Source organism: Clostridium pasteurianum (assembly GCF_001705235.1).
GTDB lineage: Bacteria > Bacillota > Clostridia > Clostridiales > Clostridiaceae > Clostridium_S > Clostridium_S pasteurianum_A.
In genome coordinates this window covers 3,529,778-3,548,518 of the sequence record NZ_MCGV01000001.1, presented here as the reverse complement: position 1 = coordinate 3,548,518, position 18,741 = coordinate 3,529,778, and the positions used below count along the sequence as shown (strand labels likewise).

1 protein-coding gene is annotated in these 18,741 nt (G+C 27.7%); it reads right to left on the bottom strand.

The features are described from left to right. Window positions 1-537: 537 nt before the first annotated feature. Entirely contained in the window at window positions 538-18,741 is an 18,204-nt protein-coding gene (locus tag BEE63_RS15895) for a hybrid non-ribosomal peptide synthetase/type I polyketide synthase (protein WP_066022306.1), read from the bottom strand.

The window sequence follows — 18,741 nt, the reverse complement described above, 5'->3', positions numbered from 1 at the left end:
TATCCTACAGGCATATGCCTTATATGTAGTTTCTGTACGTCAAATCAGAGTTTTGCCCCTGACTTCCTTTAGATTCCATCTCACGATAGACACCCTTGTCTTGGGCTAACGGTTGCTACTATCAATCCACGTATCGGACTTTCACCGACAAGTAAGCGCCCATGCTGGGATCACTAAAAATAAGGATAAAAATGTGTTTTTCATTCTTATCCTTATTAAAATTTTAGGAATTTAGATTAGTGAAGCTGTAATAGATTCATAGTATAAAAATTCGGATAAATTATCTACTTATTTTTCTTATGCAAAAGAAACACGAAAGGTAATTTATACTACAAATACTTTATTTAGTTTGTACAAATTATAAAGTCAGTATATAAACCATTTTTGCACAAAATAAAAATACATGATATTGAGTTTTAGCATTTCTAGAAGTATTAAAAATATAACTGGAAAACTAAACTTCCAGTTATATTAATACTCAAATATTTAATTTGCACAAATCTTTTGATGTTCTCACATCTACTTAACATTATTGAATCAATCTTTGTTTAAATTATAAATATACCTTTGAAGTCCTTTTGTAATATCTGTTATTCTATTATTTTCGCAGAATAATCTTATGATTAGTTTATTTTCTTTTTGCATGATACTTATTTCAGTAGATAATTCTTTTGTTTTATATAACCAGCTCTTTTCGTAAAATTCTTTGATTCCAGATTTAAAATCATATAAACCTATATAATTAAAAATCGGAATATTTATCTGTCCTGTATAAACATCTTCTAATGCTTTACTGACATTTTTATATTTGCTTTTTAACTTTTTGTTTCGTAGTAATGTTGTAAAATTAATATTTTTCTCATATATAGCGTTAATTAAACTTTTCACATGATCTGCGCTTAAACATTTACCTCTTTCTGCATGTAAAGGTATTATATCAATGAATTCTCCAATTGTATTATAATAATTATTACCTTTATATCTTCTTCCAGGATATATCATTGTAAATGGTATATCCTCAATTTCAAAATTCAATTCTAAAATTTTTAAAAATATTTTCAATGACGAATCCCACTGTGTTTCATTTATATAATCCTGAATATCCTTAGTTAATCTTATTGATATAGTTGTATTTATTAATTTGCTAGCCTTAAATTTCAATAAATACTTTTTTAAACTTTCTCTGAAGTTATTCAAATCAAACTTTTCCATTAATTCTTCATCTGTTATTTGCTGTGGTCCTTCACTCAATTGCTTAACATATTCATCATACCTTAATAATCTACCCTCTTCTAATTTAGCATTGTTAGAATATGCTTTTAGTATATTTGCCTTAATTATCTCCATACTCATTCCATCAAAGAACAAATGATTAAACGGAATATATACCTTATAGTTAGTATCTGACAATCTAACTATAATTACTTTATATAATATCTTATTGAATACTTCATCTTTATTTTCAAAATTTTCTTTATAAAATTTATTTATTATATACTCTTTAACATTTTCCCTTTCATCTTCACTTACTTTTTCTAAATTTAAATATGGTATATTAATATCTTTTACCACATCATACTCTTGTATCTCTATTTTGTAGCCTACCTTAATAATAGTGCTTCTTAATAAACTTTGTGTATTTATAACTTTTATTATACTTTTTTTAAGCAATTCCACATTAATATTATAATCAAGGTTTATTACACATCCACTACAAGTCTTATTTGCTTCTCTTGTTATTTGTTGCATTGCTGACATTGGGTACGTTCTAACTTTATTTTGTTCTAAAATAGCACTATTAAACTCGCTTATTTGATTATTTAAGTTTTGTTTTATTTCATTTATATTTAGATTAGTAATTTCATTATTGTCATCTATTTTATCATCTGAAGAAATTTTTTCACCAATACAATTATTATAAATATCTCTTATATTCTCATAGTAAAACATATCATTTATTGAAATATTTACATTAACTTTTTTTAATTTTCCGCAAATATTTGCAATTCGTATTGAATCTGCTCCTACCTCAAATAAATTATCTTTTACACTAAGTCGTTCTAATCCCAATACTTCCTCACAAATATCTACAATCCTACCTTCAAGTTCATTTTGAGGTCCTTCATATTGTACTCCTGTTTTTATTTGTCTTCCAACCTCAGGTAGTAATTTTCTATCAACTTTACCATTTGTATTTAACGGTAATTTATCTATTCTAATAAAATAAGACGGTATCATATATTTAGGTAAGCTCTTCATTAATGCCTTCCTTAATAAATTAATTGTCATATCATCTTTAGATGCATAATATGCACATATATATTTCATTCCATCTTTTTCTTTATCTATTACCGCTGTTTCTGAAATACCAGGGATTTTCAATATGCCTTCTTCAATTTCACTCATCTCTATTCTAAATCCCCTTATTTTCACTTGGTTATCTATTCTTCCCAAATATTCAATGTTTCCATCAGGTAACCACCTTGCAACATCTCCTGTTTTATATAATCTTTCATCTTTAACATATGGATTTTCTATAAACTTTTTCTTAGTTAATTCTTCATTGTTTAAATATCCTCTTGCTAATCCCACACCCGATATACACAATTCTCCTTTTAATCCTACAGGCACTAATTTATTACTGTTATCTAATATTAATACTCTATGATTTTTTATAGGTTTTCCTATAGGTATTCTACTATGGATTTTCTTTGTGAGCTTATAATACGTAGTACATACCGTATCTTCTGTTGGCCCATATGCATTCAAAATATCTACTTTTTTTAGTAAGTGTGAAATTTGTTCAAATCTCAATTCACTTCCCTCTGTAATAACTCTTTTCAATCCATTATCTTCCTCTAAATTGGCAGCCATAAAAGGTGGCAAGGATATTGTTGTTATATTGTTATCCCTAATGTACTTATTTAACAAATCTGGATTCATTATTATATCTTTACATGGTATACAAAGTGTATTCCCTAGCAATAATGACATATATAATTCCCATGAAAACGCATCAAATGCTATACTTGCAAATTGTAATATGTTTTCATTTTGTCCTATACCTAATTCATTTTCAAACCAATACTTAAGATTAATTACACCTCTATGTTCTACCATTACACCTTTAGGCTTCCCCGTAGTTCCTGATGTATATATTACATATGCTAAGTCATTTTCATTGTTGATATTATCAATCTTTTCAATCTCATTAGTATAAAGTTCCTTATTATCTATTTCTATAAATTTTTTTATTTCTAATGATTTTTGTTTTCTTATTCCCTTAGTGGTAAGTATAATTTGTGCCTTACTATCTTTTAATATATAATTTATTCTATCCTCTGGATAATCTGGATCTATTGGTAAATATGCCGCTCCGGCTTTTAATACTGCAAGTATTCCAATTACCATTTCAAAGGACCTATCCATTAGAATAGGTACAATGTGTTTTAATCCAATACCTTTTTCTCTTAATAAACTAGCTAAAGAATTAGCCCTCATATTTAATTCACTATAACTCATTTTCTTATCTTCAAATAATACTGCTGCCTTTTGTGGATTTTTACATGCCTGATATTCAAATAATTCCTGTATAGTAGTATCCTTTTTATAATCCATATATGTGTCATTAAAATCGACTAATAATTCTCTTCTCTCATCTTCACCTAGCATCTCTATTTCATCAATTGACACATTTGGATTTTTTATTACTTCATTTAATATATTCTCGAAATGGCTTTTTATTTTATTAACTGCCTCTTCACTATATACTCCATCATTATAAATAAATTCTACAACTATTTCTTCTCCTGGCGTCACTTTCAAATTAAGGTTATCGTTTATTTCTTCATAGCATTTAGGATTTGTAATTTTTATATTAGCTTTTTCCAGTATATTTTTATTTATAATATTCTTATCAATAGGAGTATTTTCAAATACCATTAGTGTATTGGTCAAACCGGATTTAAGTTGTGTAATATTTTGTATTTCTGCTATAGAACAATATCTATATTTCTCATTTTCAATAAAATCCAAATTTATTTTCTTTATTACTTCACTATACTTTTTCTCAAGTGTTGTATTCACCCTTAATGGAATTGTATTTATGAATAATCCAACCATTTTATCAATTCCATTTATTTCTGTAGCCCTTCCTGATACTATAAAACCAAATGTCACATCATCTACATTATTGTATTTTTGAAGCTGAATAGCCCATATACTTTGCAATATAGTATTCATAGTAACATTATTATCCTTTGCTAACAATTCGATTAACTTAGTTTGATTTTTATCTATTTTTAATACACATTTTTGTGGTTTTCCCTCACTAACTTTCTCTTTTTTAAATGGAATTTCAATATTGTTATCATATCCACTTAAATAATCCGACCAATAATTTAATGCCTTACCTTTATCTTGTGACTTTATCCATCTAACATAATCTTCATATGGAACTTCTTTTTTTACTTCCTCATGAATATTTGACATAATACTGTTGTAGATATTAAATAGTTCACCACTTATTATTCCAAAAGACCATCCATCAAGAATTATATGATGATTACTTAATATTAAGCTATATTCCTTTTCAGCAATTCTTACCACAAACAATCTTATTAATAAATCTTTTGATAGATCAAATCCTCTCTTTCTATCTTCTTTAATAAGGTTTGTTATATACTCCTCTTTATCAACATCTATGTTCCTTATATCTCTGTACTCTAAATTTGCTTTTCTAGTCTTATATACTATTTGCATATTTTCTTTAAAACTTATACTATCAAAATTAGTTCTAAATATATCATGTCTAGTTACTAATTCCTTAAAGCTTTCATTTAATATGTCTATATTTAGTTTCCCTATAACCCTAATTTCCATACTTATATGATAAGTTTCTCCGCCTCTTACTATAGATTCATAGAGTAATCCTTCCTGCATTGGTGTTAATGCGTATATGCTTTTGATATTTTCTAATTCCATTGAATAATTCTTCAACTCTTCTAAAGATATATTTTCCTTAGTTATGTCTGAAACAGTTATTTCTACATTGTTTTTTGACATACAGTGGTCTATTATTAACTTAATATTTTCTTTATAACTTTTTAATAGACTTTCTATAGATTCATCTTTATATTCCTCACTGCTATAGGATAAAGTTATCTCTAATTTTTTATCAACTACAATTCCCACTATATCTAATGGATATAATCTTTCACTATCCCTACTTATAGATTCTCCTGATTGAACTTTAGATAATCTAAAATTTTCTCCTGATATATTTTCATCAATTTGTCCTAAATAGTTAAAGCTTATTTCTGGTTTGTTTAAATCCTTTATTTCATAATCTGATAAATATTTTAATATTCCATATCCTATTCCTTTATTTGGCATTCTCCTTAATGTATCTTTTGTATTTTTAATTAGTTCTGATAAATCATTACTTTTTTTCAAAACAACTGGGCATTGGCTAGTAAACCAACCTACTGTTCTTTTAATATCCACACCTTCTATTATTTCTTCTCTTCCATGTGATTCTAAATTAAATAATATTTCATCTGATTTATTAAAATTTCCTATAGTTAAGGCTAATGCCGATAAGAGTATATCATTGATTTCTGTTGAATATGCTATATTTACTTTAGTTAATAGTTTTTTAGTATCCTCCATATTTAAGGTCATTGTCTTATGGCGTACTGTATTTAAGCTCAAATTTTTAGGTTCATAATCCTTAAATAACTTCTTAACCTTTAATTGTGATAATTTATTCCAGTAACTGATTTCATTTTTTAATTTATAGCTAGAAGCATACTCTTTTTGTTTTGCTGCCCACTCCTTAAAAGATGTTGTTTTAGGTTGTAACTTTACATTTTCTCCATTCTTTAATCCATTATAAATACTATTAAAATCTTCAAGTATTATTCTCCAGGATACATCATCTACAACCATGTGATGTATTGCTACTAATAAATGATCCCCTTCGTCAGTTTTAAATAATCCTAACTTTACAAGCGGTCCTTTCTCCAAATTCATACTTGCTTGAATGTTTGTACATAAATTTGTTATATAATTATTTTCTACATTTTTTCCTCTTAAATCATATATACTTATGTCATATAGCTTATCATCTATTTTTCTATTTATAAATTTACCATTCACATATACTGCTCTCAATACATCATGATGTTTTATGATCCTATTAAAAGCTTGTTCAATAAATTCCTTTTTAAAACCATCTTTACTAAACAACATTAGCTCTTGATTAAAATGATTTTTCAACGAATTATCTTGCACTAAAAACCATTTTTGTATAGGAGTTAGCTCTATCTCACCTTTAACTTCACTTTGATCTATAGTTACACTCCTTTGTTTTATATGCCCTATTAATTCTCTTATTGTTGGATTATTAAATAAATCTTTAAATCCAAAAGAATATCCTTTAGCATTCATTTTAGCAATAACCTGTATTGCTTTTATTGAATCTCCACCTAATTCAAAGAAATTATCATTTATTCCAATCCTTTTTACTTCCAATACACTTTGCCAAACTAAAGCCACTACCTTTTCCACTTCATTTCTTGGAGCTATATACTTATTACCAGTTTCAATGTCATCTCCTATTTCAGGTAATGCCTTTTTATCAATTTTACCATTTTTAGTTAATGGCATTTTTCCCATACTAACAAAATACGCCGGTATCATATATTGTGGCAATATAGTTTTTAGCTCTTCCCTTAACTCTGATATAGTATATTTCCTTTCTGATACGTAGTATGCACACAAAGCCTTACCATTTCCATTTTCCACTGCTATCACTGTATTTTCTTTTATTCCACTTATTTTTGCAATGGCTTTTTCAACTTCACCCAGTTCAATCCTAAATCCTCTGATTTTAACTTGTTGATCAATTCTATCAATAAATTCAATATCACCACTTGGAAGGCACTTTACTAAATCACCAGTTCTATATATTTTTTCTCCTGCACAATATGGATTGTCTATAAACTTTTCCTTTGTCAATCTTTCATTATTTAGGTATCCTGCAGCAAGACCATCTCCACCAATACACAATTCTCCTGGTACACCTATAGGCTTTATATCATTATCCTTTCCTAGTACATACAACTTAGTATTAGAAATAGCTTTTCCAATTGGCACCGTTGTATCATCTTTATTTATTTCATTTAATGGATAATAAGTTGCATATACTGTACTTTCCGTAGGTCCATATACATGTATTATTTTATCTTTCCCCAAAACTTTTAATGCTTTTTGGGCATGGCTTAAAGATACACGTTCTCCGCCAAACAATACTTTTCTAACACTTTTTAAACAATCAACATTTACATCTACTAATGAATTAAACAATGCTGTTGTTACAAAAAATATGCTGACTTCTTTTTTTATTAAATTACCTAATTTTTTCAAATCTAAAATATCATCTTTATTTGGTATAACAAGTCTTGCACCATTAAGCAGTGCGCCATATATATCAAAAACAGATCCATCAAATACATAACTTGACAATTGTAAAATTGAATCTTTGCTATTTATTTGTATATAGTTTGTATCTTTAACAACCCTTATTACACTATACTGTCTTATCAAAATTCCCTTAGGTGTTCCCGTTGATCCAGATGTGTATATTATATACGCTAAATTATCACTGTTAAAATCAATGTTCAAATTAGTTTTTTTATTTCTATATATTTTCTTATCATTTATATTTATTGTATTCCTGTTTACATCAACCTTTTCCAAAAGATTATCTTCACCTAAAACTACATTAACTTTTGCATCAGTTAACATAAAATTCATTCTATCTGAAGTATATTTATAATCTATCGGCATATATGCTGCCCCTGTTTTTAATATTGCTATAATTCCCACTATCATTTTTATTGATTTATTTGCAATTAATCCTACTACATCATTAGGCTTTACTTTGTTTTTAACCAGTTCTCTTGCTAATGAATTAGCCTTTTCATTTAATTTTTCATAAGTTATACTTTCATTTTCATATATTGCTGCTATATTATTAGGTGTTTTTTCAACTTGTTCTTCAAATAATTCAGTTATTGTTTTTTCCTTTTCATAATTAGATCTTGTATTATTAAACTCATATACTAATTTGTTTTTTTCTTCGGTGCTTACTATTTCTATGTTTTGTATTTTTATATTCTCATTTTCTATAATTTGCTTTATTACATTCTCAAAATGAGCTTTTATCTTTGAAACATCCTGAGTTGAATACGTTTCTTCATTATATTTAAATTCTATTGTTATTTTTTTATCTTTAGATACTACTATATTAAAATTATAATTAGTTTCTTCTACAGTATTACAATTAAGTACTTTTAAATTATTTTTTGTTAATATTTCTTTACTTAGTTCATTATAATCTATTGGATAATTTTCAAATATCAATATATTGTTTATTAATTTATTTTTAACTTCACATAAGTTTTGTATTTCAGCCAAACCTAAATAATCATACTTACTATTTTCTAAAGTTGTATTACTTATGCTTCTTAATAAGTCTTCATAAACCATATCTTTTGTGAATTTTATTCTTAATGGAATAGTGTTTATAAATAATCCAACCATATCTTCTATTCCTTTGATCTCTGGACTTCTTCCTGACACAACATATCCATATACTATATCATCAATATTATTGTATTTTTGAAGAAGTATTGCCCATATACTTTGTATTACTGTATTCACAGTAACTTTATTTCCCTCAGCAATATCGTTTATCAATTCAGTCTTTTCCTCGTCTAAAATCAAGGATATTTCCTTATTATTTACTTTATTGTTTCTATTTTCTTTTTCAAATGGTACCTTAGCTACTTCGTTATATCCCTTTAAATAATTTATCCAATAATTTTTTGTTGCTTTTACATCTTTATTTTTTAGCCACTCTATATATTTTGAATACGGTATTACATTATTAAGATTAGCTTTGTATCCATATTTTATCTCATTATAAATTTTAAATAATTCGCTTATTACTAATCCAATACACCATCCATCCATTAAAATATGGTGATTATTTAAAATTAAATTGTATTTATTATCCTCCATTTTAATTAGTATTAATTTTATTAATATATCATTACTTAAATCAAAACCATTTTTTCTATACTTATCAATTAATACTTCTACATACTTTTCCTTATCACAGCATTTATTAGATATATCAATATACTCTACTTTAGTTTTTCTATTCTTATAGACAACTTGCATATTTCCTTTAAAAGAAGAATAATCAAACTTAGTTCTTAAAATATCATGTCTTTCTATTACCTTATTAAATGCCTTATCTAAAATTTCTTTATCTATATATCCCTCTATCTCTAAACTCATAACTATATCGTATGCATCTTTTTCAGCAGATAAAGCATTATATAACATACCTTCTTGCATTGGTGAAAGTTGATATATATCTTTGATATTGTCTAATTCATCTTTATATTTTTCTAATTCATCAAATTTTATTTCTTCTTTTGTTATCTCTGATACTGTTATCTCTGAAACTTTCTTTTTCATGCAATGATTAATTATATTAATCAAATTTACTTTGTAATCTTTTATTAATTTTTCTATTGTACTATAATCAAATTCATCCTTAAGATACGTTATTGAAATATTTAATTTATCTTCTAATACTATCCCTTCAAAATCCAATGAGTATAAACTTTTATTACTTTTTGAAGCACAATCTCCACAATCTATACTTGACAGCTTAAATATATTATCCCTTATGTCACTATCTGCTTGTCCTAAATAATTAAAACAAATTTCTGGCTTTAACTTACAATCTATATTCTGCTTTGATAAATACTTAATTATTCCATATGACATTCCTTTATTCGGTATTCTTCTTAACATGTCTTTAGTATTTTTTAGGGTATCACTTATATCTTTATACGCTTTTAATATTACTGGATATTGTGATGTAAACCAACCTACAGTTCTACTTATATCAACATCCTTTATTATATCTTCTCTTCCATGAGCTTCTAGATTTATTAATGTCTCTTCATTACCGGTCCAATTGCTTATTGTTAAAGCTAATGCTGCTAATAAAACATCATTGATTTCAGTATTATATATTTTATTTACTTTTTTAAGCAAATCCTCTGTATATTGATTCCCTAATTCAAAGCTTTGGCTCATTACCTCTTTACTTCTTGTAATTTTATCTTTTGGAAGTTTTTTAACTTTTTTAGCTTCAATACTATTCCAATATTCAATCTGCTTTCTTATATTATAAGAATTCGAATACTCATTTTGCTTTTCCGACCATTCCTTAAAGGATGTGGTCTTTTCCGCAAATGTTACTTTTTCACCTTTTTCTATTTGAGTATATACTCTTCCTAAATCTTCAAATAAAATTCTCCATGATACTGCATCTATAACCAAATGATGTATTGCTATTAGTAGATGATCCCCTAGTTTTGTTTTAAATAATCCTAATTTAACTAACGGCCCTTTTTCTAAATTAATACTACTTTGAATTTCATTACATTTTTCTGTTATTTCTTTTTCTTCTAAGTTTTCATATATAGTTAAATCATATAACTTTTCTTCTATTCCCCTATTAATTTGAATAACTTCTCCATTTTCTTTTTTAAATATCATCCTCAAGGCATCATGATGAATAATTATTTTATTAAATGCTTCATTTAATATGTCTATGTTAAACCCATTTTTTTTATATAGCATAATTGCTTGATTCCAATGATTTTCTTCTTGAAATTTTTCTTCAAAAAACCACTTTTGTATAGGAGTTAATTTCACTTTTCCTTTTACAACTTGTTGATTGATTTCCATTTCATTCTTTTTAACATATTTACTTAAATCTTTTATTGTTGAATTCTCATATAATTTTTCTATCTCAAAACTATATCCTTTTGCTTTAGTTCTTGATGCTAATTGAATTGCTTTTATAGAATCTCCACCTAGACTAAAGAAATCATCAGTTATTCCTATTTTCTTTGAATTTAATATATCCTTCCACACCTTTACTAATATCTTTTCTATTTCATTTCGTGGTGCTTCATATACTACTCCTGTATCTATGTGTTCATCAGGAATTGGTAATTTCTTTCTATCCACTTTTCCATTCTTAGTAATTGGTAACTGCTTAAGGCATATAAAATATGATGGTATCATATAATCAGGAATATTCTTTTTAAGTTCTCTCCTTATTTCTTTAATACTATATTCCTTTTCTGAAACATAATAAGCGCATAAACATTTATTTTCTTGTTGTTCCCTACTAATTACTACTGCTTCCTTTATTCCCTCAAGTTTTAATAAACTATTTTCTATTTCACCAAGCTCTATTCTAAATCCTCTTATCTTTACTTGATTATCTATTCTTCCTATAAATTCTATATTTCCATCTGGCAGCCATCTTGCTAAGTCTCCTGTTTTATACATCTTTTGTCCTGGTTCATATGGGTTTTCTACAAATTTCTCTGCTGTTAACTTCTCATTGTTTAAATACCCTCTTGCTAGTCCATCTCCGCTTATACATAATTCTCCTGCTACTCCTATGGGCACTAATTTCAAATTTTTATTTACAACATAAGCATTTAAATTATTAATTGGTCTGCCAATTGGAACTGTGTCTAATTCTTTTGCATTATCACTATAATGCCATATAGTTGAACATATTGTAGTCTCAGTTGGTCCATACGCATTTATATATTTTACTTTATTGCTCCATTTATTTAGTAATTCTTTTTTTATGGCTGATCCTCCAGTTATCAATATTCTCAGCGTTTTTATTTCATTATTGTCCATGCTATTTAAATACGTTGGTGGTAGTATAGCTATTGTTATTTTATTATTATTCAAATAATCTTCAAATTTTAAATAATTGTTAATTACTTCTTTTGATACTATATTAAGCTGTGCACCATTTAACAGACTCATTGTAATTTCCAATACAGAAGCATCAAATGCAAAACTTGCAAACTGCAATACTCTATCATTTTCCTGCACTTTTATATCATTTTTAAACATTACTTTTAAGTTACTTATTCCTGAATGTTTAATCATTACCCCTTTAGGTTTTCCTGTTGTACCTGAAGTATATATTATATATGCTAAATTATCTGCTCCACTTACTTTGCTTAAATTACTCTTTTCTCTCCCATACAATGAACTGTCTTCTAAATCTATATTCTCTCCATCATACAATATTTTACTTACTAACTTCCTTTGGGTTAATATTATCCCTATCTTACTATCCTTAACCATGTATTTTATTCTATCTTCTGGATATTCTGGATCTATTGGCATGTATGCTCCTCCAGCTTTCAATATTCCTAATATTCCTACTATCATTTCTAAAGAACGTTCTACCATTATTCCTACTATAACATCTGATCCTACTCCTTTTTCTCTTAACACTCTAGCTAAAGAGTTAGACTTTTCATTAAGCTCTCTGTATGTTAGCTCTTTATCTTCAAATACCACTGCTGTATTATCCGGCGTCTTTTCTACCTGCTGTTCAAATAATTCATTTATTGTCTTATCTTTAGGATATTCTGCCTTTGTATCATTAAACTCATATAATAATTTGTTCTTTTCATCTTCTCCAATTATATCTATATCTTTAATCTTAAAATCTTCGTTATTTTTATTCAAAATAAAATCAAAGATATTTTTATAATATTCACCCCATCTTTTAACAGTATCCTCTTTAAACAAATCCGTTTTATAAGTTAAATTAATATTAAATATTCCGTTTTCTTCAAGAATTTCTATTATAAAATCGAATTCTGATACCTTAGCTTTATACTCATATGGGCTTACTTCTAAATCGTTTATTTTAAATATTCTTTGATTTACATTCTCATACACAAACATAACATTAATTAATGAATTTTCACCATTTTTGCTTTTATTAGCATTGCTATTCAAAAAATTAAATGGATAATACATATGTGAATAAGCTTCTAAACAGTTTTGTTTCACTTCACTTAAAAAAGATTCAAACTTTTTTTCATCTGATGGATTGTTTCTAAGTACAATTGTATTAGTAAACATTCCAATACTTTCATCAAATAATCCATCTGCTCTATTTGTTACAGGAGTTCCTACTAATATATCATCATTTCCTGATAACTTTTTAAGTAAAACATTAAATGTAGATACTAATATCATATACAGAGAACATTTATTACGTCTTGCTATCACTTTTAAACCACTTACTACATTATTATAAATCTTCATTTTAACTGTATTTGCTGCAAAGCTCACTTCTGATTTAATTGGATAGTCTGCTGGAAGATTTACTATATTAATATCTCCTGACAACTTATTTAACCAATATTTTTCACTGATTTTAATATCATCTGAATCTACATACTGCTTCTCCCAATCCACAAAATCTCTATATTGTTTATTTACAATTGGAAGACTTTCATTAGCATACAATTTAATAAATTCCTGTACAAACACATTCATAGACATTCCATCTGCTATTGTATGATGAAAATCAAAAATCAAAATGTTATCATTATCTTCTATATTTATTAAAGTTGCTTTAAATAGAGGTGCTTCCGATAAGTTGAACTTTGTAATTGATTCTTCTATTAAATCATTTAAATTCTTTCCATTTTCCTTTTTTACCTTAGTCACTTTAAAGTTAATACTTTTTAAAATTTCTTGTTTGAATTTTCCTTCTTCAACATACAATCTTGTTCTTAAACTTTCATGACGTCTTACTATTTTATTAAGCACAGATTCTAATCTATCTATATCTAATTTTCCTTTAACCTTAAATACAGATATAATATTATATGGATCTTGGTCCTTAATTAAACTTTGTGTATATAATCGCTGCTGTACCATTGACATTGGAACTACCGATTGTTGTACTTGTTTATTTAATGTAGTTTCTTTTTTTTTTACGGATCGCATTGACATTCCATCAAAGTATCCTGCTTCCCTCATCTCATCTATAGTTAATTTTATTGCTGAGATAAACTTTTCTATATCTTCATTAGAGTGCTCAGTTGAGAAAAAGCAATTTCTACCTTCCCATATATATATACCTTTTTCAAGCAATCCATAGAAGAAAATTTCAAAATCTCCCTTTAACACAAACCTAAATAATGATCCGAAATTCACTACCCTTATAGGTACATCTTCTTCTTCAAAATATTTATTTATCCTAACTACAAAATTATTAGTTTTTTCATTCAATTTTTTATACATAGTGTCTTTATTTTCTTTTATATATTTCAATGTTGCATGCGCTGCTGCCATTGCCAGTGGATGATGACAAAAAGTTCCGGCTACAAAAGTTCTTTTTTCGTTACAAGTTGGGACAGAGTCATCACCATAACTCCACATTCCACCATCTATACTGTCCAAATACTTTGATTTCCCTGCGACGATACCTATAGGCATTCCGCCTCCAGCGACCTTGCCATATGTAACGATATCTGCCTTCACTCCAAAATACTCCTGTGCTCCTCCAGCTGATATTCTAAAACCAGTAATTACTTCATCGAAGATTAATGCAATATCTTCTTCTTCAGTTATATGCCTCAATTTCTTTAGAAACTCTTTTGGCTGGACATCTGGTCTTCTACTCTGCACTGTTTCTACTAATACACCTGCAATATCTTCAGGATTATTTTTAATAAATTCTAATGATTCCTCACTATTATAATCTAATATTATTAAATCCTTAACCATACTCTCCATAACGCCAGGTGCTAATGGAATTGAAACATTACTACCATCTTTTGATTTAACAGATAATCCTAGCAAACCATCAAACGTTCCATGATATGAACCTGCAAAAGCAACAATTTTTTTCCTACCTGTAATAGCTCTAGCTATTCTAACTGCTACCATGTTAGCTTCTGTTCCTGTATTGTAAAATGCTACTCTTTCAACTCCTGTTAATTCACTTATTTGTTTTGCAACTGTTCCTGCTAATCTCCCCATAGGTCCTAAAGGCATTCCATTTCCTATTTCCTCTTTTAATGCTTTCTCTACAAAACTTGGATTGTGTCCAAATAAATTTACTCCAAATCCCATAGTTAAATCAATCAATTCATTTCCGTCAATATCCCAAATCTTAGAACCCTTTCCTTTTTGGACTATAATTTGATAAATCATTTCTTTTAGCAAAGGTCTAAAGCCAGCTACATTTCTATTATTGGCATACACTTTTCTATATTTCTGTGTATTTTCTTTTGAATTCTTAGTGAAACTTGTATATTTCTTTTCTATACTTTTGACGTATTTTAACTTTAAATCATTTAATCTTTCTTTCTCTGTCAAATTTAATTTTTTATATGGAACATAATAATCTCTAGTATTTTTGCTAATTTTATTTTCATTTAAATGATTTTTATTAATTTCCTTATTTTTCACTGGTACTAGACTCTTATGAGCACTTACTGCCTGTCTACTATCACCATTAGTTATTTTTTTAATAATTTGAAGCTGTTCTGACATAACTTGTATCTGATTATTAAATATCTGCTGTACTGAGCCAATACCCTCCAAAGAATATTCTCTATCCCTCTTATTAACTTTAACCTGATTAGCTGAATCAATAGTATTCACACTAGTACTATTTTCTTGTAAAGATGTTAAATCTTTTACGGTATCAACATTTTCATCTTCCATATCAGGTTCATCCGTATTTTCATAAATATATTCAGCGATTTTCTCTATAGTATCTAACTTAGTAAAAAACTCATTTAAGGATATATTTATTTTGTATTTATTTGCTATTTTCTTATTAAATGTTACTAATACTAAAGAATCAAATCCTAGTGTAAATAAATTAATATCTTTTTCAATTTCATCTATTTCCATTAAAGTTATTGACTTTATCATTTCCTGTAATTCTAATTCTATTTTCTCTTTGTTTTTTAATGATTTTTTATTTACACTTTTCTGTTGAATTTCTTCAATTTCTTTTGGCTTTATCGTATTTTTTTCATATTCTTGAACTTTAATATCTTTATTCATAATATCCCTCCAAAACCTTTTTCTTTGAAATCGATAATTAGGAAGTTTTACTTTGCTTGTTTTATACGTTTTATAAAATGAATTCCAATCTAGTTCCATACCACTTAAAAATAATGTAGAAACTGAATTAAACCATTGTTTATAATTGTTTATTCCTTTCCTTAAAGAAGGTAAAAACTTTATTTTTTCATCTTCTATACATTGATTGGCCAAACCTGCTAAGGTTGCATCTCCTCCAATTTCAATAAAAATATTGATTCCTAGTTTTCTAGCTTCTTCAATAGCAGATTCATATTTTACTGTATTTGATAAATGCTCTACCCAATACTTTTTTTTGCCTAAAACTTCTTCATTTTCTAATTTACCAGTTATACTAGATATCATGTTAACTTTTAGCTTTGAAAATTTAATGTCTCCTATATTTTTGTCATAATCATTAGCATACTTTTTCATCATAGATGAATGATATGGATGTGATATATTTAATTTATTAATAAATACTCTTTCCTTTTGTTGTAAATTTGCAACAACTTTATCTACCTCATTACTTAAGCCAGATATAGTTACATTTTCAGGTGCATTTATAGCTGCTATTGAAACATTTTTCACACCACTTTCTTCAATTGCTGCCTTTACCTTATCTATGTTTGTAAGAACTCCAACCATTTTGCCATCTATATTTATTGAGTCCATCATTCTTCCACGCTGCGCAATCATTGCTACAGCATCGTCTAAACTTATAAGTCCGGCATAACAAGCAGCCGCATATTCGCCTATACTATGTCCAATAACCACTTTAGGTTTAATTCCAATCACATTCCATAGCCTTGTTAATGCATATTCTATTGAAAATATTATAGGTTGTGAATATATAGGACTATTTATCAATTTATCATCATCACCATAAATTGCATCTATTACTGATATGTTAAGTATATCTTTGAATTTTTTATTACATAAATCAAGAATTTCTCTAAAAGGTTTCGATGTTCTATAAAAATTTTTTGCAATATCTTTATATATTGAACCCTGCCCTGTAAATAAGAAAGCAATTTTATTACCATTAACTTTATCCTTTTTAAATATGTAATCATTATTATTTGTTTTATTTAACATCTGTTCAATTTTTTGAGCAAACTCTTCTTTATTTTTTCCTATAATAGCAACCCTGTACCTTAAATATGATCTACTAATATTAGTAGTATAAGCAATATCACCTATTGATTTTTTTTCTTTTAATACATACTCCTTCATAGTGCCTATATAATCTTTTAACGCTTTTTCACTCTTAGCTGAAAATGTCATTATATAATATGGCAATGTATCTAGATTCTCATTAGTGACTTCAGTTGGCGACTCCTCGATTATTGCATGAGCCAATGTTCCACTAAACCCAAATGAATTTATTCCCGCTCTTCTAATTCCTTTAGAATTATCCCAATCAATCAATCTGTCTACCACCTTAATCTTATCCCAATTAATGTTATGATTAGGAGTTTCAAAATTAATACTAGGTGGAATTTTTTTCCTTTCAATACATAACAATACTTTGATCAAGCTTGCCATCCCGGATGCCGCCTCTAAATGTCCAATATTTGACTTTACAGACCCTATAAGTATTCTTTTTTTTCTCGATTTAAAAACTTCTGATATTGAATGTGCCTCAATAGAATCACCTAATGCAGTTCCCGTTCCATGTGCTTCTACATAATCTAAATCATCTACAGTTAAGTTAGCATCATTAAGCGCCTGCTTAATTACATTTTGTTGGGATATTCCATTTGGAGCTGTAAAACCATTCGATCTTCCATCTTGTCCAACAAAAACACTTTTTACCAAGGCTACAATATCATTTCCATCAGCTTTTGCATCCTTAAATCTTTTTAGTATTACTACACCGCAGCCTTCCCCTCTTCCAAATCCATCAGCCGAATCATCAAATGCCTTACATTTTCCGTCTTTTGACAAACCATTAAATTTTGAAAGTCCTATAAAGCTTTCTGGAGATAGCAGTAAATTGCTTCCCCCAACAATTGCCATATCACACTGATTATTTCTCAAACTATCCACAGCTAGATTTAGAGCTACAATAGATGAAGAGCAGGCTGTATCACAAGTTATAGCCGGTCCTTTAAAATCATAAAAATAAGATAATCTACCACTAGCGGAATTGAGAGAAGCTCCCGTAGTTGAATATGGTGTTATATCAGAAACATTACCAGAAAATATTTCCGCCTTAGAATACTCATAAGAATTTACTCCAACAAATACACCTGTTCTGCTACCTTTGAGCTTTTCTATATTTAAAGCTGAATTTTCCATAGCCTCCCAACTTACTTCTAATAATAACCTATGTTGAGGATCTATAGAGCTGGCTTCCAATGCAGATATTCCAAAATGCGCATTATCAAATTTTTGAATATCTTCTTTTAAGAAGGATGCATACTTGGTATTCATTTTTCCTACTTCATCTGCATTCTCACTATAATATTTGTGATAATCAAATCTGCTGTCTTTAATTTCTGTTACAGTATCAATGCCCTTTGATAATATATCCCAAAATTTTTCCGGATCACTAGCTCCTCCTGGAAACCTACAAGAATATCCTATTATTGCAATATCATCTTTACTTTTTTGCTCATTAATTTTATTAGATAATTCCTCAATTTTATTAGCAGCCTTTTTTAAGGCCGCCTTATATTTATTCACATCTTGTTCCAT

Coding starts and splice junctions, on each gene's coding strand:
- BEE63_RS15895 (WP_066022306.1), bottom strand. CDS start 18,741: ATGGAACAAGATGTGAATAAATATAAGGCGGCCTTAAAAAAGGCTGCT.